The sequence below is a fragment of the Actinospineispora spinosispora DSM 44797 genome, from assembly GCF_000429025.1.
Taxonomy (GTDB): domain Bacteria; phylum Actinomycetota; class Actinomycetes; order Mycobacteriales; family Pseudonocardiaceae; genus Pseudonocardia; species Pseudonocardia spinosispora.
In genome coordinates this window covers 684,278-706,499 of the sequence record NZ_KE386833.1, presented here as the reverse complement: position 1 = coordinate 706,499, position 22,222 = coordinate 684,278, and the positions used below count along the sequence as shown (strand labels likewise).

At 71.0% G+C, this 22,222-nt stretch carries 21 protein-coding genes; 6 read left to right on the top strand and 15 right to left on the bottom strand.

What is annotated here, in order from left to right:
* Positions 1–23 precede the first annotated feature (23 nt).
* The 5 genes from G406_RS0126935 to G406_RS0126915 are packed head-to-tail and all read left to right on the top strand — an operon-like array spanning position 24 to position 3,793.
* Positions 24–1,430 (top strand): YlbE family protein, encoded by a 1,407-nt coding sequence (locus tag G406_RS0126935; RefSeq protein ID WP_028936164.1) that lies wholly within the window; start codon positions 24–26, stop codon positions 1,428–1,430.
* Between the two features lie 9 nt (positions 1,431–1,439).
* Positions 1,440–2,135: an oxamate carbamoyltransferase subunit AllH family protein gene (locus G406_RS54595; RefSeq protein WP_028936163.1), complete on the top strand. Its 696-nt coding sequence runs from the start codon at positions 1,440–1,442 to the stop codon at positions 2,133–2,135.
* A 19-nt stretch (positions 2,136–2,154) separates the two neighbouring features.
* A complete protein-coding gene (gene nthB / locus G406_RS0126925; protein WP_028936162.1) occupies positions 2,155–2,823 on the top strand; it encodes a nitrile hydratase subunit beta in 669 nt (222 codons plus the stop codon).
* A complete protein-coding gene (gene nthA, locus G406_RS0126920) occupies positions 2,820–3,413 on the top strand; it encodes a nitrile hydratase subunit alpha (protein WP_028936161.1) in 594 nt (197 codons plus the stop codon). Before nthB ends, nthA begins: the two co-directional genes overlap by 4 nt.
* A complete protein-coding gene (locus G406_RS0126915; protein ID WP_051342728.1) occupies positions 3,410–3,793 on the top strand; it encodes a nitrile hydratase accessory protein in 384 nt (127 codons plus the stop codon). The genes nthA and G406_RS0126915 overlap by 4 nt, the downstream gene beginning before the upstream one ends.
* Before the next feature lie 9 nt (positions 3,794–3,802).
* Here G406_RS0126915 and G406_RS0126910 read toward each other — a convergent pair whose 3' ends face one another.
* From G406_RS0126910 to G406_RS0126890, 5 genes are all read right to left on the bottom strand, one after another.
* On the bottom strand, positions 3,803–4,690 hold the full coding sequence (locus G406_RS0126910; RefSeq protein WP_211241263.1) for an amidohydrolase family protein: 888 nt from the start codon (positions 4,688–4,690) through the stop codon (positions 3,803–3,805).
* A gap of 838 nt (positions 4,691–5,528) precedes the next feature.
* Positions 5,529–5,948, bottom strand: coding sequence for a DUF5709 domain-containing protein (locus tag G406_RS0126905; RefSeq protein WP_028936158.1), 420 nt, complete (start codon positions 5,946–5,948; stop codon positions 5,529–5,531).
* A 98-nt stretch (positions 5,949–6,046) separates the two neighbouring features.
* On the bottom strand, positions 6,047–7,222 hold the full coding sequence (locus tag G406_RS50190; protein ID WP_051342727.1) for an MSMEG_0565 family glycosyltransferase: 1,176 nt from the start codon (positions 7,220–7,222) through the stop codon (positions 6,047–6,049).
* Positions 7,219–8,811 (bottom strand): AllF/FdrA family protein, encoded by a 1,593-nt coding sequence (locus tag G406_RS0126895; protein ID WP_245607226.1) that lies wholly within the window; start codon positions 8,809–8,811, stop codon positions 7,219–7,221. The genes G406_RS50190 and G406_RS0126895 overlap by 4 nt, the downstream gene beginning before the upstream one ends.
* Complete coding sequence (locus G406_RS0126890; protein WP_028936156.1) at positions 8,808–9,785, bottom strand: carbamate kinase; 978 nt, start codon at positions 9,783–9,785, stop codon at positions 8,808–8,810. Before G406_RS0126890 ends, G406_RS0126895 begins: the two co-directional genes overlap by 4 nt.
* A gap of 113 nt (positions 9,786–9,898) precedes the next feature.
* Between G406_RS0126890 and G406_RS0126885 the strand changes: the two genes are divergently transcribed.
* On the top strand, positions 9,899–13,090 hold the full coding sequence (locus G406_RS0126885) for an ATP-binding protein (RefSeq protein ID WP_028936155.1): 3,192 nt from the start codon (positions 9,899–9,901) through the stop codon (positions 13,088–13,090).
* A 45-nt stretch (positions 13,091–13,135) separates the two neighbouring features.
* On the opposite strand, the gene G406_RS54590 is transcribed toward G406_RS0126885, so the two are convergent.
* The 10 genes from G406_RS54590 to G406_RS0126835 all read right to left on the bottom strand — a co-directional run bounded on the left by G406_RS54590 (position 13,136) and on the right by G406_RS0126835 (position 22,213).
* On the bottom strand, positions 13,136–13,657 hold the full coding sequence (locus G406_RS54590; protein WP_051342726.1) for an MSMEG_0567/Sll0786 family nitrogen starvation N-acetyltransferase: 522 nt from the start codon (positions 13,655–13,657) through the stop codon (positions 13,136–13,138).
* Positions 13,654–14,283: a hypothetical protein gene (locus G406_RS0126875; protein ID WP_028936154.1), complete on the bottom strand. Its 630-nt coding sequence runs from the start codon at positions 14,281–14,283 to the stop codon at positions 13,654–13,656. Before G406_RS0126875 ends, G406_RS54590 begins: the two co-directional genes overlap by 4 nt.
* A gap of 12 nt (positions 14,284–14,295) precedes the next feature.
* On the bottom strand, positions 14,296–14,781 hold the full coding sequence (locus tag G406_RS0126870) for an MSMEG_0572/Sll0783 family nitrogen starvation response protein (protein WP_028936153.1): 486 nt from the start codon (positions 14,779–14,781) through the stop codon (positions 14,296–14,298).
* A gap of 36 nt (positions 14,782–14,817) precedes the next feature.
* A complete protein-coding gene (locus tag G406_RS0126865) occupies positions 14,818–15,081 on the bottom strand; it encodes a hypothetical protein (protein WP_028936152.1) in 264 nt (87 codons plus the stop codon).
* 3 nt (positions 15,082–15,084) lie between these two features.
* Positions 15,085–16,425, bottom strand: coding sequence for an FAD-dependent oxidoreductase (locus tag G406_RS0126860; RefSeq protein ID WP_245607225.1), 1,341 nt, complete (start codon positions 16,423–16,425; stop codon positions 15,085–15,087).
* Between the two features lie 242 nt (positions 16,426–16,667).
* A complete protein-coding gene (argH, locus tag G406_RS50180; protein ID WP_051342725.1) occupies positions 16,668–18,200 on the bottom strand; it encodes an argininosuccinate lyase in 1,533 nt (510 codons plus the stop codon).
* Positions 18,197–19,168, bottom strand: coding sequence for a 1-aminocyclopropane-1-carboxylate deaminase/D-cysteine desulfhydrase (locus G406_RS0126850; RefSeq protein ID WP_028936150.1), 972 nt, complete (start codon positions 19,166–19,168; stop codon positions 18,197–18,199). The genes argH and G406_RS0126850 overlap by 4 nt, the downstream gene beginning before the upstream one ends.
* Positions 19,165–20,520, bottom strand: coding sequence for a class-II fumarase/aspartase family protein (locus G406_RS0126845; protein ID WP_028936149.1), 1,356 nt, complete (start codon positions 20,518–20,520; stop codon positions 19,165–19,167). The genes G406_RS0126850 and G406_RS0126845 overlap by 4 nt, the downstream gene beginning before the upstream one ends.
* The gene (locus tag G406_RS0126840; protein ID WP_211241262.1) at positions 20,505–21,413 is read right to left on the bottom strand and encodes an XcbA family protein; all 909 of its coding nucleotides are present in this window, start codon (positions 21,411–21,413) and stop codon (positions 20,505–20,507) included. The genes G406_RS0126845 and G406_RS0126840 overlap by 16 nt, the downstream gene beginning before the upstream one ends.
* The gene (locus G406_RS0126835; RefSeq protein WP_028936147.1) at positions 21,410–22,213 is read right to left on the bottom strand and encodes a phosphosulfolactate synthase; all 804 of its coding nucleotides are present in this window, start codon (positions 22,211–22,213) and stop codon (positions 21,410–21,412) included. Before G406_RS0126835 ends, G406_RS0126840 begins: the two co-directional genes overlap by 4 nt.
* Positions 22,214–22,222 lie beyond the last annotated feature (9 nt).

Genomic DNA, 22,222 nt, shown 5'->3' with positions numbered 1-22,222 from the left:
CACCGGGCTAGGAGAGACAAGCGATGACCCAGTTGACGCTGCCGGAGAACGTCGAGGTGGTCAACATCGGGCTGCCCATGTTCGCCGACGCGGTCAGTGCGCAGGATCGCCCGGTCGAGCAGGTGGACTGGCGGATCCCGGCCGACGGCGACCTGGCCGCGGTACGCGCGCTGTGCCTGACCTACGGTCGCGCGGCCGAGGCGATCGACGCCGCCAACACCGAGGTGGTCCGACGACTCAACGAGGGGGTCCCCCGGCTGGTCACGGTATCCGCACTCGGCGCGGCGGTGCCGGGTGTCGAAGGCCGCATGCTGCTGCACTGCGGACCGCCGCTGCCCTACCCGGAGCACTGCGATCCGCTGCGCCGCTCCATGCGTGCCGCCGTGGTCGCCGAGGGATGGGCCGACGACGTGGCCGAAGCCGACGGGTTGCTGAGCCGTGGCGCGGTGGCACTCGACGCGGCGAACCACCACGACACCGTCGTCCCGATGGCCAGCGCACTCGGGCCGAGCCAGCCGGTGTTGGTCGTGGAGAACGCCGAAGGCGGAACGCGCGCGTTCTCCGGCATCAACCAGGGTCCCGGCAATGTGGCGTGGTTCGGCCGCGACACCGACGAGGCCATCGCCCGGCTGCGCTTCCTCGCCGAGGTCGCCGGCCCCGCCGTCCGACAGATCCTCGAGCACGCTGGACCGCTGGACGTACTGGCCATCGCCGCGCAGGGCATCACGATGGGCGACGACCTGCACATGCGCACCCAGGCCGCGACGAACCTGCTGACCCGCACCTGGCTGCCTTGGATCACCGGCCTGCCGGACGGTGCACGCGTGCCGTTCGGCGAGTACCTGTCGGGCAACCACCTGTTCTTCCTGAACATCGCGATGGCGGCGGCCAAGTCGCTGCAGCTGTGGGCCGAGCAGGTCACCGGGTCGAGCATCGTGACGACCATGTCGCGCAACGGCACGACGTTCGGCATCAAGCTGGCCGGGTCGCCGACCTGGCACCTCACCGACGCGCCGCCGGTGAACGACGCGCTCTACTACTCGGGCTACGGCCCGGAGACCAGCGCACGAGACATCGGCGACAGCGCGGTACTGGAGCTCACCGGGATGGGCGGGCCGGCGGCGGGTGGTTCGGCGGCCGTCGCGGCGTTCCTCGGTGGAACGATGGCGGACGCCGCGGAGGCCACCCTCAGCTTCCGAGCCGTCTGTGCCGGTACCAGCAGCCGGTTCACCCTGCCGCCGATGGACTTCAGCGGCACTCCGCTCGGTGTGGATGTACGCCGTGTGGTCGAGCTGGGCATCACACCGAAGGTCACCACCGGAATCCTGCACGCCAGCTCGGGCATCGGCCAGGTGGGCGCGGGTGTCGCCACCGCACCGAAGGACTGCTTCGTCGCCGCGCTGCTCGACCTGGCCGACCGGGTGACCTGAGCATCGGAGATGAGCCCGGTGCTGGACCTCGGACTCGGCGCCTCCGCCGCGCTACGCCGGCCGGGGGTCGGCCGGGTGCTCGCCTGCTACCGCCGGGCGGCCTATCTGGCGATGCCGGGAGGACTGTGCGCACTCACCACCGCGTCCGTGCCCGCCGGGCCGCTCCATGCTCGGTGCGCGCAGCTGCCACCGTGCCGGCCCGGCGAGCAGGTCCGGACCGACTCCCGAACCGTGTCCGGCCGCACCTGGAGCCTGCCGCTCGACGCTCCGACCTGGGTCGGCTCGCTGCCCTCCGGCCTGACCCCGGCGATCACGACGGACCAGCTGGCCGACTACGCGGATCGGTTCGGCGGCCGAGGACCGGGCCTCACCCCGGCCGGTGACGACCTCCTGGCCGGGCTGTTCCTGGTCCTCGCGTCGACGCACGCATGCGAGGTGCCGGCCGCGATCGCCGCGTCGGTCCGCACCACCGAGATCGCCGCCGCGTTCCTGTACTGGGCCGCGCGCGGGCAGTGCATCTCGCCCGCGCACGACGTGGTGCTCGCGCTCGCCGAGCACGGCGCCGACGCGGACGTCCCGGAGTGCGCCCGACTCACCGACATCGGGGCGAGCTCGGGCAGGGCGCTGCTGTCCGGAATCAGGATCGGGCTCGGCGGCGCAATTCCCGATCTATCTACTATAGTAAATTCTCATCTTTCATCGTGAAACCACGAGAGGTGGCGCCATGGACGGGATCGCCGATATGGGCGGCACGGACGGCTGGGGGCCGGTGCATCCACCGCGCCCGGACGAGCCCGTGTTCGCCGAGAGCTGGCAGGGCAGGGCGTTCGCGCTGACGCTGCTGTCCATGGGGAGGGTGTCCGGACAGAATCTGGACGCGTTCCGGCACGCTCTCGAACGCCTCGACCCCACGTCCTACCTCGAGGACGGCTACTACGGTCGCTGGCTCAACGCGTCGGAACTGATGCTGGTCGACAGCGCGATCCTGGCTCCCGGCGCCGTCGACGCCCGAGCCAGGGTGCTGCGCGGTGAGCAGGTCGACGAACCCGCGGTGCCCGAGCCGCACAAGCCGGACTACTCGCCGACCGGGCCCGGTTCGCTGCGCACGGTCGAGGAGACCCCCGCCTTCGCGGTCGGCCAGCGAGTGCGGGCCAAGGACATGTCGCCCGAGGGACACACCAGGCTGCCTGCCTACGTGCGTGGCCATACGGGCGTCGTCGAGGTGATCCAACCGGCAGCGCTGCTTCCCGACACACACGCCCACTTCCAGGGCGAGAACCCGCAGCACGTCTACTCGGTGCGGTTCGAGTCCGGCGAGCTGTGGGGCGCGAACGCCGAGCCGTTCGCACTGACCATCGAACTGTTCGAGACCTACCTGGAGAACGCCGCATGAGCACCGAGGACACCGAACGCCTTCCCGCAGCGCTGCGCACCGAGGCACTGGAACAGCTACTCACCGAGCGCGGACTGGTCGACCCGACGGTGATGGACAAGTTCATCACCAACTACGAGACCAACGTCGGCCCGCTCAACGGCGCCAAGGTGGTCGCCAAGGCGTGGACGGACCCGGACTACCGACAACGCCTCCTCTCCGACGGGACGGCCGCCATCAAGGAGCTCGGGTTCGCCGGGCCGCAGGGCGAGCACATCGTGGTCGTGGAGAACACCGAGACCACGCACAACGTCGTGGTGTGCACACTGTGCTCCTGCTACCCGTGGCCGGTGCTCGGCCTCCCGCCGTCCTGGTACAAGGACCCCGCCTATCGCGCCCGGGTCGTCAAGGAGCCCCGCAAGGTGCTGTCCGAGATGGGTCTCGACCTCGCCGAGGACGTCCGGATCACCGTCCGGGACTCCAGCAGCGAGGTCCGCTGGCTCGTTCTCCCGGAGCGTCCGGCCGGCACCGAGTCCCTGGGCGAGGAGGACCTGGTCCCACTGGTGACCCGCGACGCGATGGTCGGCGTGGCGAAGGTGATGGCACCGTGACCGCTCGACTCGACGACCGGACCGCTCCGCTGGAGGTCGAAGGCCCCGGGGCCCCACCGCGGTCCAACGGCGAGCTGGTGTTCGCCGAGCCGTGGGAGAGCCGGGCGTTCGGCATGGCCGTCACCCTCTACGACGCCGGGGTGTTCCGCTGGCCGGACTTCCAGGCCGCTCTGATCGCCCGGATCGCCGCATGGGAGGCGGCACCGCCCGCCGGTAGTTGCTGGAGCTACTACCAGCACTGGCTCGGCGCCCTGGAGGACGTGCTCGCCGTCCGGGGCATCGTCACCGTCGAGGAGATCGGCGACCGGGCCGGGACGCTGGCCCACCGTCCGGCAGGGCACGACCATCGGGACGGGCACGGCCACGGCCATGGCCACTGACCGCTTCGGTCAGGACTTGTTGTTGCCATACAGCTCCTCGTAGTTGCGGTAGAGGATCCGCTGCTTGAGCTCGTCGCTGACCGGGGCGCCGTTGATCTTCCAGTACTCGCCCCAGAAATCGCTCCACGGTTCGTCCGAAGCGAACAGCACCCGGTCGGCGCCGACGCCCCGTTTCTCGATCTCGGTCATCAGCCAGCGGGCGCCGAAGCCGATCGTCCACGTGGTGTCGCAGTACACCTTGTAACCCTGCTCGACCCAGTCCAGGAACCGGGGAACCAGCTTGATGTGGCCGCTCACGCCGCCACCGAAGTGCACGAGATAGATCTTGACCCGCTTGCCGAACTCCTCGACGAGCGGGATGAAGTTGTTGATGTCCGAGCTACCGCCGGCGCTGGTGTGGAAGTGGAACACCAGGTTGTGCCGTTCGGCGGCGTCGAAACACGCCTCGGCCAGCTCCCGGGTCTTGGCGTCCCACGTGTTCGGGTCCGGGTTGCCGCCGAGCAGGAACGTGGTCTTGAGCGCGACGATGCCGTACTCACCGGCGTGTTCGAGGGTCTTGAGGGTGAGCTCCTCGTTCTGCGGCAGGATCGACACCCACAGCCCGCCGACCAGCCGATCGTTGTTGGCGACCGACTCCAGAACGAGGTCGTTGAGCGAGAACGCGTGCCCCTGTACCGGGATCCCGTAGTTGGGAAGCACCAGGCCGCGCTCGACCCCCACCCCGTCGAGGTGCCGTAGGTACTGCTTGGCGTCGGCGAACTCGTACACCGTCGGCTTGACCGGCTCCTTGAGGTCGTAGAACTGCCACGCATCCATCGTGCCGATGTGACTGTGCGCGTCGATCACCTGACCGCGCACCTTCTCCGCCGATGCCACCGAACCGCCTCCGTCGCTCACGATAGGAGAGCTCTCATTTCCTATAGTGAATGTAGCAATGACTGCACATCTGAGCAACTGGCTAGATGTTTTGGTTGCGTCCCGGTTCGTTGGGGCCGTCGTCCCCGCTGGCTCGGATTGTCTTGGCGTGGCCGCCCGCTATCAACCCCCGGCTGACGCCGGCCTCGCGCGGGTTCCTGGTTGCGCGGGCTCGGGGGCGAGGTTTCAGGGTTGACAGCGGGCGGCCACGCCAAGTGCTTAGCCAGGATCGCGGGGATGGGGGTGGTGTGCGCGCACGTCGTGCGGGGTGGCGGACCGATGGCGCTTTCTTTGCGCATCGGGCTGCGCCCTCGCGCGAGCACGTAGTCCCAGGAGTCTCTGTGGTCGCTTTGGTCACGCCTCGCAGAGCGTCGTGTCGCCTCGCAGATGCTGCAGTGTCTGCGACGCGGCGTGAGCCTCTGCGAAGTCGCCCAGCGCGTTACGCGTGTGACTGGCGGGGCGCCACCGCTGGCTTTGCACACCCACGTGTTGCGTCGCACATGTCCGGACGTGTGCGACGCAACACGTAGACGCGCAAAGTCGGCCGCGATGGGGCTGTTGTGACTGGTGGGGCGCGACGCAGCCGTGACCAACACAAGCGCCGCAGAGCTCCCCTTCCCCCGCGATCCTGGCTAAGCACTTGGCCTGGCCGCCCGCTGTCAACCCTGAAACCTCGCCCCCGAGGCAGCGCAACCAGGAATCTGCGCGAGGCCGGCGTCAGCCGGGGGTTGAGAGCGGGCGGCCACGCCAAGCACACTGAAAAGCCAGCGGGGATACGAGTGCACTCCGACCCGGGACCAGCGGGGATGCCGGTGATGGGCTACTCAGGATCCGGAACCACGTGCACAGCGGCCTCCTCGGCCGACGCCGCTGCTCCGTCGATCCCCACGTCCTCCGCGTAAGGCTCGTGGTCACCGGAATCGGAGGCCGTCAACCGACCGGACCGGACGTCACCGACCTCGAAGTCACGCAGCTCACCGTCGGTGTCGGACTCGTCCCCGAGACCGTCGTCATCCGGATCCTCGTTCGCCCAGGACTCCGGCTGCTCACGCGCCAGCCGATGGTCGAGATCCTCACCTTCGGCCTCCTCGCGCGCGGTGGTGCCCCAGTCCTCGACGGCCCACGGCTTCTCCGGCGGCGAGTAGCCCTCGTCCAGCGGGTCGTTGGTGCCCCGCCCGTCCAGAGTGTCCAGGCCGTCCAGCTGCTCGAAGACGTCGTCGTCGACCTCATCGGGGTCCATCGGTTCCTCCTTCGGTCCGCCCCGGCCGAACCGACCGGTCGGTGGCCGAGTATGCCCGGCTGGCACCGATACGAACCGTCGGCGCACCCGGATGGAGGTCACCCGGCCACGAGAGCCCGGACGTCGGCGTAGATCTCCCGGTGCCGCCGCGCGCTGGCCGCCCAGCTGAACCGCGGCAGCAGCGCCGTACCTCCCGTGATCAGGCGTTGGCGCAGGCCCGCGTCCAGGACCATCGTGCGCATCGCCCCGGCGAGGGCCACGTCGTCGGCGACCGAGGGGAGCAGCGCCGACTCGGCGTGGACCAGGTACTCGCGGAACACCGGCAGGTCCGTCGCGATCACCGGGAGGCCGGCGCTCATCGCCTCCAGCACCGCCAGCCCCCAACCCTCTTTGACCGAGGGGAACGCGAGTGCGTCAGCCGCGTGGTACCAGCCGCCGAGCTCCTGTTCGCTGACCGTGCCGAGCAGCACGACGTCCTCGCCGAGCGTCAGCCCCAGCTCGGGTAGCAGCGCCAACGAGGCGTCCCGGTAGGCCGTGTAGTCCTGGAACGAGTGGCCGCCGACCACCGCGAGCACCGCGTCGATGCCGTCCTTCTTGAGCCTCGCCAGAGCGCGGAAGGCGTGCACGCTGCCTTTCCGGGGTTCCACCCCGCCGACCGCGAGGAAGACGAACCGGCCGGGCCGGTCCGCTCCGACTCGCGCGCGCAGCCGAGCTAGTACCTCCGGCGGCGGCTCGGGGAAGCGGTCGAGATCGACGCCGTTGGGCACCACGTCGCTGGCCCGCCCGTACTCGTCGCGCAGGATGCCGCGCCACTGTTCGCTCACCACGAGGACCCGGTCCGGCTCCGCGATGGCCTGGCGCTGGCAGTCGATCAACGCCTGGGTGGTGAAGTCGTCCACGTGGTGCACGGTGCGGACGACCGTCGCGCGGGACCCCGCATCACGGACCCGGACCGCGGCCCTGGCCGCGATGCAGTCCTGGGCGTGGATCAGGTCGAAACGGTCGGCCAGCCCTGCCAGGCCGCCGGCCAGGGTGTCGATCGAGGCGAACACCCTCTGCTCCAACGTGCTGCCGGCCTTGGTCGGCCCCGGCAGCACGGTGTGCGGCACCTCGGTCGGCCGGAACAGCCCGACCGACGGGTCCCCCAGCGCGACCAGGTGCACGTCGACACCCTGACGGTGCAGCTCTTCGGCCAGGCTCAGGGTGTGCACCAGGCCGCCGCGTGGCTTCGTGGAATGGGAGACGAGCGCCAGGCCCCCGGGCGAGGCGCTCACAGCGCGTGCCCGGCCAGCTCGGGCTTGCGGCCGGCCAGCGCCGCGGCCGCCAGCGACGCGCGGGCCGCCGTCTCGGTGACCAGACAGCCCGCTTCCTCGAACGCCCGTTTCTGAGCCGCGTAGCCCTGCGGGTCACGCTCGGTCCCCAGCACGTAGGTGACGATCCGGGGCCCACCACCTTCGATGATCTTCGCGCAGATCGGGGCCAGCTCGGCCGCCGGATCGGGGTGCGCGCCGTACCCGAGCACGACGTCCAGGATGATCACCGCGACGGCCGGGTCGGCGCCCTGCTCCCGCAGCATCTCGATGCGGGCCTCCGGATCGATCATCGGGTGTGGCCTGCCCTTCGTGTACTCCTCCTCGCCGAGATCGAGGCAGCTGTGCGCCCCGTCGGGCACCGGCAGCCCCAGCGACTTGTCGATCGGGGTGTTGGAGTGCACCGGTCCGAGCACGTCGGCCAGGATGACCAGTGACTCGTAGCAGAGCGTCCCGCCGGAGAACAGCCCGCGCACCAGGGTGCGTTCGGCGGGCAGCTCGGCGGCCAGCTCGCGTACCCGGTCCACGAGGCCGTCGGTCACCGTCGGCGCGGCGCCGCCCGACGCTCGTACCGCGGCCACCGCACCGGCTTCCAGTGTCCGGGTCACGGTGACCCCGTCGGGCGCCTCGAAGTCCGGCGCGACACCGATCAGCGCGGCCACCAGCTGCTTACCCTCGGCGGCCGCCAGCACGGCGCGCGCCACCTCGGGCGAAGGCGGCTTGGACACCAGGAGGATGACGTCGGTGTTGTCGTCGTCGACCAGCCCACGCACGGCGGACAGCGCCATCCGGCCCCCGATCGCGGCGGTCAGGTCGCGCCCGCCCAGCCCGATGACGTGGGAGACACCGATTCCCCAGCGGTCGACGAGGCTCGCGGCCTCCTGAGCGCCCGTGCCGGCGGCGGCGACCACCGCGACGCGCCCCGGGCGGACCACGTTGGCGAACCCCAGGCACGTGTGTCCGAGCATCGCGGTCCCGGCCCCGGGTCCCATCACCAACCTGCCCAGCTCGGTTGCCCGGTCCTTCAGCTCGATCTCGTCCTCGACCGACACGTTGTCACTGAAAAGCAGGACGTCCAGGCCTGAGGAGAGCGCCTTGTGTGCCTCCAGCGCCGCGTAGTCGCCCGGTACCGAGATCACCGCGACGTTGCTGTCCGGCGCACGGTCCAGGGCCTCTGCCAGTGTCCGCGCGGCGCGCGCCGCGCGCTCGTTCGTCCCACCCTGGCGCGGGGTGAACATCGCGGCCTCGGCGGCCTCCCTGGCGGCGGTCACCGACTCCTCCGAGTCGGCCCGCACCGCGAGGAACAGGTCGTTCGCCCCCGCCGATGCCACTTCGGTCAGCTCGAACCCCTCCTGCACCAGGGTCTGCAGGTTGGCAGGCGTCGCCATGGCGGCGGCGGCCCAGTCGACACCGTCGACCTGACGCATGGCCCGGGTGCCGGACAGCTGGACCACCGAGTCGACGTAGGTGTCCTGGTGGACGGTGACCCGGTGGATCGCCTGAGCGACGTGCGCGGGCGAGGAACTGACGGTGGATGACGCGACAGGGCTCACGGAGCGGCTCCCAGATGCAGGTCGGCGGCGACGATTCGGGTGCCCAGATCGGCCTCCGGGCTGGCGTTCGGGTCCAGCGAAGCGCAGGCCCGCTCGGCGTTCGTGATCACGGCGAGCCTGCCGCCCGCGCGGAGGAACTGGATCGCGCCGCGCATCTTGGGCCCCATGCTGCCCTCGGGGAACTGGTGGTCGTCGGCGTGCGCCTGGGCTTCGCTGACGGTCATCCGGTCGATCGGGTGAGCGTTCGGAGTCCCGTAGTCGATCATCACCTGGGGTACGTCGGTGACCAGGACCAGTGCCTCGGCACCCAGCTCGGTCGCCAGCCGCTGAGCCGCGAGGTCCTTGTCGATGACCGCGTCGACACCCCGGTACCCGACCTCGTCCCGCACCACCGGCACGCCGCCGCCCCCGGCCGCGATGACCACGACACCCCGGTCGACCAGTGCCCGGAGTGCGTCCAGCTCCACGATGCGCAACGGCGCCGGGGAGGCGACCAGCCTGCGATAGCCGCGGCCGGCGTCCTCCCCCACCGTCCAGCCCTGCTCGTCCGCGTGCCGGCGGGCCTCGGCCTCGCTGAGGAACGGTCCGATCGGTTTGGTGGGCCGACTGAATCCCGGATCGTCCGGATCGACGACCACGTGCGTCACCACAGTCGCGACCCCGGACAGGGTGGAGCCGCAGACCCGCAGCAGCGCCAGCGTGAGCAGGCTCCCCAGCTGTCCCTCGGTCATCGCGCCCAGGACGTGCAGCGGCTGTTCGGGCACCTTCCCGGTGCTCTCCTGCTGCTGCACGGCCAGGTTCCCGACCTGCGGGCCGTTGCCGTGCACCAGCACCACGGTCCATCCGGCCGCTCGCAACCGACATACCGCGTCGGCCATTCCCAGCGCGTTCTCGGCCTGCTCGGCGTAGGTGCCGGCCTGGCCACTGCGTGTGATGGCGTTGCCGCCGAGTGCCACAACCACGGTCTTGCCCATGAACCTGCTGTCCCCTCCGGACGACGAACCCCACAGTCATACACCATCGGAGATTCAGCGATTACTATAGTTGATTCTCGGTGGACGGTCACGCCCCCGGTACAGTTCCCGGGGTGACCCAGGACAACCTGCGGTTCCGACTCCTCGGCCGATTCACCGTGGAGGGCGAGCTGGCCGCGCCGCTGCCGGTCGGCAAAGCCCGCCGGCTGCTCGCCGTGCTCGCCGAACGGGTGGGCGAGTTCATTCCGGTCGGGACTCTGGTCGAAGCGCTGTGGGACGCTGAGCCACCGGAACGTGCTGACCGCAACATCGCCGCGCTGATCAGTCGCCTGCGCCGCGCGTTGGGGCGCGACCGCATCGACGGCAGCCCCACCGGATACCGGCTGGTGACCGATGGCGTGACCGTCGACCTGGCCGAAGCCATCGAGCTCATCGAGACCGCCGAGCGTGAACTGCGCTATGGCAACGTCGCGCTGGCCTCGACCAGCGCGGAGCAGGCCGCGAAACTGCTCGCCACCGACACCGCACTGGCCGGCGAACGCGACGATCCCTGGGTGACGCAGCTGCGCCGGACCGTGGCGCGCTGGCTGCGCAGGGCCCGGATCTGCTGGAGCAGTGCCGCACTGGAGCTGGGCACCCCGGACGTCGCGGCGGAAGCAGCAGGGGCCGCGCTGCGTGCCGACCCGCTCGACGAAGAGGCCGCCAGGGCGGTCATGTCCGCACACCAGCGCTCCGGACGTTCCGGTAGCGCACTGGTCACCTACCGCCAGCTGCAGCTGGCCATGTCCGAGCAGCTGGGCAGCGACCCCTCGCCGGCCACCCAGGCGGTGTACGTGTCGATCCTGCGGGCGGAGAACCCGCGCTCCACCAGCAGGCCGAGCGGCGGTGTCGCACCGCGAGCGCGGGAGCGTCTCGTCGGTAGGTCCACCCAGCTGGCCGCGCTGGGCGAGCTGTGGGCAGGCGCGGCCGCCGGTGAGCCCGCGCTGACCGTGGTCACGGGCGAAGCGGGCATCGGCAAGAGCGCGCTGGTCGACCGGTTCGCCGACGAACCGCGCCGCACGGGCGCACTCGTCGTGTCCGTCGGCTGTTTCGAGGCCGAGCGCTCGATGTATCTGCAGCCCCTGGTGCATGCGGTCCGCACCATCGTGCGGCGAATCCGGCCCTCGGAGGTCCGCGAGCTGGCCGGGTCCCGGCTCGGGACACTGACCCAGCTGGTCCCCGAGCTGACCGACGTGGTCGGCACGGTCGACTACGAACGCGCCGGGCCCGAACTGGAGCACGGCCGAGGTCTCGACGCGCTCGCCGGCTTCTTCACCCGGCTCAGTGCTCGACGCCCGGTGCTGCTGATCGTCGAGGACATCCACCACGCCGGTCGCTCGACGCTCGAGGCGTTGCACCTGCTCACCGGCCAGTGGGCGGGCAGCAGGCTGATGGTCGTGGTCACCGAGCGGACCTCCGAGGACGAGCCGGTGGCCTCGGGCCTGCGCGATGTGGCCGCCGGCTGGCTAGAGCTGGGCCCGTTGACCATCGAGGACGTGGCGACCCTCGTGGAACGCACCGGGCTGGGCTACGACGTGTCCAAGCTGTACTCGTGGACCGGCGGCTCCCCACTGTTCGTCACCGAGCTGTTGCGCCATCCCTCACCGAGCTCCGCGCCCGGTGAGCAGATGGTGGTGCCGGGGTCACTGCATGAGGCGGTCGAGGAGAGGATCGCCCACGCGGGTGAGGCGACCGCCGAGCTGCTCGCCCAGGGCGCGGTGCTCGGCGCCGGGTTCTCCCTCGACGACGTGGCGGCGCTGAGCAACCTCGACGTCGAGGACTGTGCCCGGCGGGCCGGCCGAGCTCTGCGCGCCGGGTTGCTGGTGACCAGGGGCGACAGCTTCCGGTTCGCCAACGACATCGTCCGGCAGGTGGCCTACGACGCGGCACCGGAGCCGGTGCGGGTGAGCCGCCACCGGCGGGCGTCCCGTCTGCTGGCCGACCGCCCGGAGGCCGCCGCCCGGCAGCACGCGGCGGCCGGTGACTGGCCGGCGGCGGCCCAGGCGTGGATGACCGCCGCGCACACCGCACATCTGGCGTTCGCCAACTCCGAGGCCGTCGAGCTGCTCGACCAGGCGGTCGACGCGGCGACCACCGCGCGCGACGCCCGACTGCTCATCGAGGTGCTGCTGCGGCGCGGTCGGGCATACACCGATCTCGGCCGCCCGGACGCCGCCCGAGCAGATCACGAGACGGCGCTGGAGCTGGCGCGCGACGAGAGCGACTCGCAGCTGGAGGCGAAGGCGCTCGAGCAGCTCGGCTGGACCGCCCTGTACGCGAGGGATGCGATGCACGCGGTGGACTTCGCCGAGCAGGCGACGTCACTGGCCGAGTCCGCCGCCGCCGCGCCCGGTGCGCTGCCCAGCGCGACGCTGCTGCTCGGCCGGGTCCGGCACTGGGACGGCGAGTACGCCGGCGCCGAAGCGGCCTACAACCGGGTACTGGCCGCGGAACCGGACGAGACGACCACCGGGTTGGCGCTGGCGTACCGCGGCGCCTTGCTGCAGCACCAGGACCGGTTCGCCGAAGCCCGCGCCGTGCTGGCCAGAGCGGCGGTGCTGTGTCGGCGCACCGGTGAGTTCCGCCCGATGCTGCAGACGTTGTTCTTCACCGCGCTGACCCGAGGCGACATCGGTGACTTCGCCGGCGCACTGCGGTCTCTGGAGAACGCCAGACGCCTGATCGACGCGGAGAAGGTCGGCTTCTACCGGGCCGGCATCGAGACGACGACCTCGTGGATCCTGCAGGAGATCGGCCAGGTCGACCGGGCCAGGGAGCACGCCGAGCATGCGGTCGAGCTGGCCCGCCGCGGCGGCGGTGCCCTGGAGCTGGAGCAGGAGCTGCACGCGCTGCTGGCGGTCGCTGACTGCGATCTGCTGCTCGGCCGGGAGGAGTCGGCCGCGGCGGCGGTCGACGCCGCGGCGCCGATGCTGGAGCGCCCGCTGCCGTTCCGGCCGAGGGCGGCGATGCGGCTGCTGGAGATGCGCTCGCGCTGGGACCCGAGCCTTGCCGAGGCACTGCGCGACGACGCCCGCCGCTACTCCTCACGCAAGTACGAGGCGCTCGCGCTGCGCGCCCTCGGGCGCCCGGAGGAGGCCCGCGCGGTGGCCGCCACGACCGGTTCCGACCTGCTGATGGCCCAGCTGGGCACACCGGCCGAGCATCAGGCGGCGATATCCCGGATAGCCGCGGCTCTCCCCCACCGGCTGCGCACGTCGTTCATGGCCGGAGGGCGCCTCATCACCCCCACCCCACGGACCAGCTGACGAGAACCCGTGAGTGGCGAGTGGTCTCAGGGGACCACTCGCCACTCACGGGTTCTGGTCGTCGGGGTGGGTGTGCAGGTCGATCTCCATGAGCAGGTGGGGCAGGCCCACGTAGATCTCGGTGCCGCCCAGCTGGGTCCAGCCGAGTCGGCGGAAGAACGTGCGGTTGGCCGGCTGGATGTGGGCGAGCATGGTTCGGCCGCCCAGCGCACCGGCCGTGGCCACCGCGAACCGCACCAGCGGTGCGCCGAGCCCGCTGGTCCGGAACTCCGGGAGCACGGCCAGCCGGTCGCCCTGCCAGCCTGCTCGGGGCTCCGTCGGATCGAGTGGGAACAGCCGTACGGCGCCCGCCGGCACACCGTCGACCAGGCCCAGCACGTGGATCGTCGCCGGGTCGACGTCGTGGGAGTCGGTGTCGGACTCGGCGAACACGCTCTGCTCGGCGACGAACACCGCGCGCCGGACCGCCAGGTGCGCGTGGAGGTCCGCCGTGGTGTCGACCAGCTGACAGTGCAGGTCGTGACCGGCGCGCACCGAGTGGGAGGACCGGATGATCGAGGTCGTCATGTGGTCCTCATTCGCACCGTCTCGGACAGCGCGGCGACCGGGTCGGCCCGCCACCTCTCGTACTCGGCCAGCCATTCGGCGCGGTCGGTGAACGTGCGCTGGGTCGCGGCACCGTCGGCCGCGGCGATCTCCAGCGCGAACGGTGGATCGCCCGACCACGGGTCGACGGTGGCCGTCAGTACCGTCCCGGACTCCAGGTGCAACACCGACGCGCTGCCGTCGGCCAGTTCGGCGGGCGTCGCCGGGCCACGCAGCGTCGCCCACTCGGCGTGCGAGGCTCTCGCGTCGACCACGACCCGGGACACCCTCACCCGCTCCCGATGGGCGGTGAGCTCCCGGTCCCGCATCCCGCAGGCGACCCCCATGAGCAGGTCGACGGGCAGACCGACGCCCTCCGGGCACGCCGCGGCGAGCACCTGGTCGGGCTCGGTCTCAGCGGCCAGCAGCACGGCCACGTCGTCACCGCGCCGCCGCAGCTCCTCGACCACGGCCTGGACCTGGGTCAGTGCCCGCTGGTAGTTCGCCGGATTGGTGATCAATGTCGGGTAGAGCCGGTCCTCGGCCGCGCGCCAGCGCGCCCGAGGACCGGCCACCGAGGGGTCGAACGGACCCCTGGTCGAGTCCATGACCCGGGGTGCCTAGAGCGTCCAGGTCTGCATGACCAGGGCGCCCTCCCGGCGAGCGGTGAGGGTCGCGTCCAGCACGTCGAGCGGGTGCATCGGGATCACGCCCTCGATCAGGTCGGTCTCGCGCATGCCGTAGAGCGCGGCCATCGCGAAACGGCAGGCGTAGACGTGCCCGCCCTCCTTCATGAAGGTCTGCAGCTGGTTGTTGTACGCCAGGTGCCCGGGGAAGGCTTCGGCGCCCACCGTCGGGAAGCCACGGGTGGCCGACGCCATCAACACGCCGGGGCCGTAGAGCACCAGGCTGGTGTCGAAGCCCTTGCGGTTGATCCGGGTACAGGTGAGCATGTTGACCAGACCGACCGAACCCTCGTAGGGCACGGTGTGCATGAAGATGTAGGCCTTCTCGCCCTCGTTCGCCTGGATGTCCTCGAACAGTTTCTCGTCGTAGTCGACGATCGCGTCGCCCGCGTGGGCCCGCTCACCAACGATCTGCGCCACAGTGCATCTCCTTCTCTTCGATGTGGTGGTCGAGGGTCAGACCGCCGGCCCGCGCGGAGCGGGTGGCGGTGCCCACGTCTTCCGGTGACTGCCGGGCATCGCACGCATGATCCGGTGCCGGATCGGCCATGGGATGACGGCGTAGACGGGCGCGAAGATCTTCAGCCAGAAGATCTCCTTCGCCCCTTTCGGTGGCCGGGGCGCGGGGGTGCCGTGTCGCGCGGCGACCCGGCGATGCGCATCGACCAGCAGGTAGTGCTCGGCGTTGTGCCGCAGCCACCCGGACAGACCGCCGCTCACGGCTCAGCCCTTCTCGGCGTTCGCCACGCCGTTGGTCGCGGCGGTGGCGATCGGCTCGTTCAGCGCACCGATCGCGGGTGAGTAGACGTTCTCCATCGCGGCCAGGTCGCGCAGGGTGAGCCCGAACTTGATCGCGGTGGCGAGGAAGTCGGCCCGTTCCTTGATCCCCTCACCACCGCCGACCATCTGGGCGCCGATCAGCCGCAGGGTCTTGGGTTCGGCGAGCAGCTTGATCTTGATCTTCTGCACGCCCGGGTAGTAGCGGGCGCGGGAGATGCCCTCACCGACCCCCAGCACGTAGGGGATGCCCAGAGCCGTCGCGGTCGTCTCACCGAACGACGCCCCGCCGATCACCCACTTGCCGGCCGGGGTACCCCACGGCACGTAGACCGCGCGGTAGGAACGGTCGCCGCCGCCCGCGTTGGCGCCCGCCACCTTGCCCTGCGCGTAGGCGTGGGATCCGGTCAGTCCCTGCAGCGGCACCCCGGTCAGCCCGTGCGGGATCTCGGTGGCGTCGCCCGCCGCCCAGACGTTCGGGGCCGAGGTCTTCATCCGCTCGTCGACGATGATGCCGCCGGTCGAGCCGAGCTTGATCCCGGCCGCCTCGGCGAGGGTGTTGTTGGGCGTCTTGTGGGTGGCGACCACGGCCAGCTCGACCGGGAGCTCGACCGAGCCGTCGGGACCGGATGTCCGGATCGCGCGCAGCTTGCCGTTCTCGTCGCCGAGGAACGCTTCCAGGGTCGTGTTGAAGTGCAGGTGAGCACCCATCTCGACCCAGGAGTCCTGCACCGGCGCCATGATGTCCGGATCGGCCATCATGGCCAGCGCGTAGGGATTGGGATCGACCACGTGGGTTTCCACGCCCCGGTGCGCGAGTGCGGTGACCATCTCCAGCCCGAGTGGCGACGCCTCGATGACGACGGCGCGTTTGGTCTCCGAGATGACCTTGTCCCACTCGGCGGCACGCCGGATGTTCTTGACGTAGTACAGGCCGCTGAGCTCGGTACCCGGCACGCCGGGGTCGGCGTAGTCGAAGCCGGTGGCGATGATCAGGTTGTCGTACTTGATCACGCCCTCGCCGCTGACCGTCACGGTCTTCGCGGCCGTGTCGATCGCGCTGACCTCGGTCTCGTAGTGCACGTCGATACCCGCGTCGACGTAGGCCTGCTTACCAGCCAATATCAGCTTGTCGAAGCTCTCGATCTCGCCGCCGTGCACATACGGAATGCCGCACGGGCTATACGCGACGTCCTCGAACTGCGTGTAGACGACCACCTCGGCGGTGGGGTCGGACGCCTTCACTCCCCCGGCCGAGCCCAGTCCCGCGGCTCCCCCACCGATCACCACTGTCCTTCGGGGCACGTCCACCCGCCTTTCAGCACTATGCTGCGGATCCCCCGCGTCCATTAACTATGCGATCTAGACTGTTTACGATACTCAACGCCCACCCAGTGTCAACGCCCCGCCCCGAAGGAGTCCCCCGGCGCCATCTCGCAGAGGCCCGTGTCGCGTCGCAGACGCAGCAGTGTCTGCGACGCGACACGAAGCTCTGCGAAGTCAAGCCGCGTGCGGGCCGGTACGGCGGGCTAGGCGGGGTCGGTGACCGTGTGGCGGGCCAGGGACAGGAGTGACTGCTCCGCCTGGTCGAAGGTTGCGTTGCGCCGGGACGCCTCGGACGCCAGGTCGCCCAGGTCGGTGCGCAGGTCGGCGACCATCCTGGCCAGTGCGGCAGGCGCGGCGCCGCCCTGCGCCTGACGCGACTCGACGATCTGCCACGGGTCGAGCACCGAGGACAGGTCCTCCTCCGCCAGCCCCCAGCTGGAGCCGGTGTGGGCGAGTGCCGCCTCGTCGATCATGCGACCGGTGATCCCGGCGCCCGGGATGCCTGCCCGGGCGGCGGCGCGCACCGTGTTGCCGACCACGACGTACGCGGTCCGGTAGTCGACGCCGCGCAGCCCCACCAGGTACTCGGCGAGGTCGGTCGCCTGCGTGTAGCCGCGGTCGAGCTCCTCGCGCATCCGCACCGGGTTCACCCGCAAGGTGCGCACCACTCCCGCCATCAGCCGGGCGATCCGGGTCGACAGCTCCAGGGCTCTGGGTACCTCGCCGTAGGCGAAGATCAGGTTGTCACTGCGCGCCGACGGGCTCTTGGTGACCGCGAGGAACCCGGTGAGCCGGCCGATGAGTACCCCGGAGGCGCCGCGCACGATCGCCAGTGAGTAGGGGTTGCGCTTGTTCGGCATGAGGATGCTGGAGCGGGTGAACGCGTCGGCCAGATCGACGAAGTCGAACTCGCTCGACGAGAAGATCTCCAGGTCCTCGGCGAGCTTGGACAGGTTCGACAACAGGCTGGCCGCCGTCGCCAGTATGTGGATCAGGCCGTCGACCTGCCACATCGCGTCGCGGGTGTGCGGGATGACGCCGTCGAAGCCCAGTGCGGCGGCGATCGGCTCCCGGTCCTCGAGCAGCCGGGTGCCGTTCACACATCCGGCGCCGCCGGGGCTGGTGTCCACCCAGTCCAGCTCGTCGAGCAGCCTGCGGGCGTCACGCACGGCGGAGTACACGAAGGACAGCAGGTAGTGGCCGAAGGTGGACGGCTGAGCCTGCTGCAGGTACGTCTGGTCGGGCAGCAGGGTGTGCGCGTGTTCCTCGGCCCGGTCCACGGTCTGTTCGGCGAACCGCACCGATTCGGCGACGAGCTCGGTGAGCTGACGACGAAGGTGCAGCCGCAGCGCCACCCTGGCCGCTTCCCGTCGCGGCCGTCCGGCGTGCAGCCAGCCGGCCACGTCACCGATCCGGGACACGAAGTAGTGCTCCCGGGAGTTGTACGGCTCGCCGTGGCTCGGGTCGTACGGGAACTCCTCGGCCGGCACGTCGGTCACTTCCAGCAGCAGGGCCAGCAGTTCGCGCTGCGCCTCGGGCGGCACGATGGCCCGCCTGCCCAGGTCCAGCACGTGCGCGATGTCCGCGAGGTTGAGCCCGCGGTGCAGGAAGCTGGCGTCGGCGTTCTCCAGCGCGAACCCGGACTCGATGAGCTCGGGCGCCGGCCCGCCCCTCGGTGGTCCGCCCTGGCGGTCCCACGCCGTCCCGTTGGTCGTGTTCTGGTCGGTGGACGTCATGCGGCGTCCCTTCCCGCGCGTGGAAGCGCACTCAGTGCCGGTACCAGGCCGCCGGTGTGCCAGAGCAGCACCGGACCTGACATATCGCCGGACAGCCGGTCGATCGCCGCCGAGAAAGCCTCGGCGCCGTAGGTGTGATCGAGCAGCAGGCCTTCGGTGCGCAGCACCAGTGCGGCCCGTTCCCGCTCCAGCGGCGAGGCGGTCCCGAAACCCGGACCGCGGGCGTCGAGCAGCTCAAGCTGTTCCGCGCTCGGCGCGGCACTGCCCAGCAGCCGGGCGCAGCCCTCGGCCAGTTCGAGCACGCGAGGACCGATCTGGTCGGGCGGCCGGCTCACCGAGACGCCGAGGACGGGCACCGAGAGCCCGACGGTCGCCAGTCCGGCGAGAAGCCCGGCGCAGCTGCCTCCGGAACCCACCGCGAGGACGATCAACGCCGGCGTCACCCCGGTCGCGGCGAGCTGCTCCGCGACCTCGACGGCGGCGACGGCGAACCCGACCGCACCGAGTGCCGTCGAGCCGCCCCTGGGCACCGCGAACGCCGGTCGGCCGGCCTCGGCCAGCTCGTCCGCGCGCCGCAGGACCAGCTCGTCGACGGCCTCGCGGTCGGCGTTGCCGGTCGGGACCAGCCGCGCACCCACGGCCGTGGCGAGTGACAGGTTGGGACTGTGCGGATCTCCCCACACGACCAGCTCACAGTCCAGACCGGCCGCGCGCGCGGCCATCGCGGCGGCGGGACAGAAGTTGGAACCGGGGCCACCGCCGGTCACGAACACCTCGGCGCCTCGCGCCCGCGCCTCGCCGAGCAGGAACTCCAGCGGCCGGGTCTTGTTCCCGGCCAGCCCGAAGCCGGCCAGATCGTCCCGCTTGAGCAGCAGCGAGCCACGACCGAGTGCGGACTCCAGCCGATGCGCACGTACCAGCGGGGTCGGGAAGACCCCGAGAGCGACCCTCGGCAGCTCGACCGTCATCCCCACCGCTCCGGCTCGGCCGCCCGGGCCTCGGCGGCCCGGCGACACACCTGGTCGACCATCGCGGCTGCCGCCAGCACGCCCGGCGACCGTTCCCACCCGCGCACATCGTCCACGCTGGCCACACCCCGTGCGACGAGCCCGGAGCTGGACGCACCCCGCTCCTCACGCAGCACCTCGTGCAGCATCTGCTGAGCGCGGTGCTTGCCCAACCGTCCGGTCAACCCGGCCAGTACCTGCTCGGAGCCCAGGTCGGCCGCGTACCGCTCGACGGTCGCCGCCATCGCCTCCGGGTGGACCTCCAGGCCGTCCAGCAGACCCAGCGCCAGCCGCAGTGCCGAGCCGGTCAGCTGGCACACCTCGGGCAGCGCCAGCCATTCCGCCTTCCAGGACCTGCCGTCACGTTCATGGCCCGCGACCATGCCCTCCACCAGCACCGCCGAGGACGACCGGGCCAGCCGGGCGAGCGTGTCGAGGTGTTCGCTGGTCTCGGGGTTGCGCTTGTGCGGCATCGTGATGCTGCTGACCGCACCGGCGGGGGCGGCCTCAGCGAGCTCGCCGAGCTCCGGTCGCGACAGCTCGTAGACCTCGCCACCGATCCGGCCCAGCGTTCCGCACACCATCGCCAGCACCGTGCCGAACTCCGCGACCCGGTCGCGCGACGTCAGCCACGAAATACCCGGGTCGCCCAGCCCCAGCTCGGCGCAGAACCGGGCACGCAGCACCGGACCGCGATCGCCGAAGAAGCCGAGCGCGCCCACCGCCCCCGCCAGCTGGCCGACCACCCACCGCGACCGGCCCTCACGCAGCCGGTCCAGGTGACGGCGCAACTCGTCGGCCCACGAGGCGACCTTGAAGCCGAACGTGATCGGTGCACCCGGCTGTCCGTGGGTCCGACCCGCCATGACCGTGTCCCGATGTTCGGCGGCGAGCCGCAGCAGTCTTTCCTCCAGCGCACGCACGTCCCGCCAGACGATCCCGCCGACGTCGCGCATCACGACACCGAACCAGGTGTCACTGATGTCCTGCACGGTCGCGCCGAGGTAGACGTGCTCCCTGACCTGCTCCGGAAGGACCCTGAGGAGACCCCGGATCAGCCCCAGGGTCGAGTGCGACGTGAGGCGGGTCTGTTCGGCGACGTAGTCGAGGTCGAGCGCCTCGACGCGCGCCCCGGCCGCGATCGCGTCGGCCGACTCGGCCGGGATCATGCCGAGCGAGGCCTGCGCCCTCGCCAGCGCGACCAGGATGTCCAGCCAGGTCTGCACCATGGCCGGCTCGTCGAACACGGCGTCCAGCTCCGGGGTGCCCCACAGGTGCGAGTAGATCCGCGACGAGCTCAGGCGGGTACCCATGCGGGCACCTCCTGGGCCACGAGCGTCGACAGTGCCTCGCGCACGTGGTCGAGCGATGCGCCCCAGGGCACCGACACCCAGCCCGGCCCGGACTCCACGTGCTCCTCCTGCAGGCAGCACTTGGTGAGCAGCAGGTCGGTCACACCCGTTCGATCCGCCTGCTTGGGGCAGAAGTCGACGGTGGGCGGTTCCTCGCCGTAGAACCAGCGATGGATCTGCCGGGACCGCGCGCAGCCGAGCAACGTCCAGTCCCCGCGTTCCGGGTGCTCGTCGAGGTAGGAGACCGTCGCTCCCGGCACCTCTCCGCCGGAACCGCGGCAGGGCAGCAGGTAGTGCTCGTCCGGTCGACGGGCGGCCAGCTCCTCCAGCCGGGTCAGCTCTCCGACCAGCTCGATCGGCGGCAGCGACTCGCTGACCGCGAGGATGCGCCGTGCCTGGTCGAGGAGCTTGGCGGGCTCGGGTGGCACCACCTCGCGTACCACGATCCGCAACGGACGCGGCTCGACGATGAAGTTGACGTGCGCGTACCGGCCCTGCACCACGACGGCCCGCGCCCCGGGCGCGCGCCGCAGTGCCAGCTCGGCCAGCACCGACGGGATGCCGGTGTCCGCCTCGGGATCGACGAGATAGGCGCACTCGTCCGGGCCCGCGATGAGGTCCACCGCGACGACCGGGGAGAACAGCTCTGTGTCCGAGCTCCGGGTGACCCGCACGATCGCGGTCGCACCAGGCCGTCTCGCCACGACGAACCTGGTCCGCCGGTACGCGGGCCTGCCGAGCAGATACCCGCGCATCGCCGGCTCCGTGAGCTCGACGTCGTCCGGGATCGGCGCGACCGAGACGCCCCGGTAGCGGTTGGGGATGAAGTTCGGGCCCAGCTCGGTCTCGGTCACGCGGTGTCGGCCTCGGAGTGCGCACGACGGGTCACGTCGGCGGTGTCCGACCGCAGCCCGAGCCGGAGCGTCTCGACCGACAGCACGTCGCTCAGCGCCACGTTCCCCAGGTTGACCTCAGCGCCGAAACGGCGGATGAACCATGCCTGCTGTGCGGCCCTCGGCGCCTCGAAGATCACCCGCTCCACGCCCACCGCGCTGACCACGGCCTCGACCACCTCGGGACGCACCCTGCCCGCTTCGTCGAACGTGCCGACCGTGCCGCTCTGCCTGCCCTCGGTGACCACCAGTTGCGCGCCCGCATCCAGGTCGGACAGGCATTCCGACGGCCAGTACCGCGCCGCGTGCCTCTCCCCCGGCGACTTCGCGCCGACCTCGGCGAGCACGACGAAGTCGCGACTCGCCATCCGGATGAGCGCACGCTTGTCCGGGATGGTCATGTCCACGGTGCCCCGGGAGACCTCGACGTAGCCGAAACCCGCCTCGCGCGCCCAGGCCAGGCAGTCCATCGCGACGCCCTGCGCGAACGCGATCTCCAGCAGGGTGCCGCCGAGGCACGCGGCGACCCCGTGCTCCGCCAGCAGAGCGAGCTTCGCCTGCAGCGCGCGATCGACGTAGCCGGTGCCCCAGCCGACCTTCCAGATGTCGATGTGCCGGTCGGCGGAGGCGAGCAGGTCAGCGGTCGCCGCAACACCGGCACCCGGATCCAGGACGTGCGTCAACCCCGTCGTGCGCGGCTTCGCCGACCGGTCCGGCAGCTCGAGGAACGACGGTTCGGGAGCACCATCACAACCGTTCATATAGTGGAT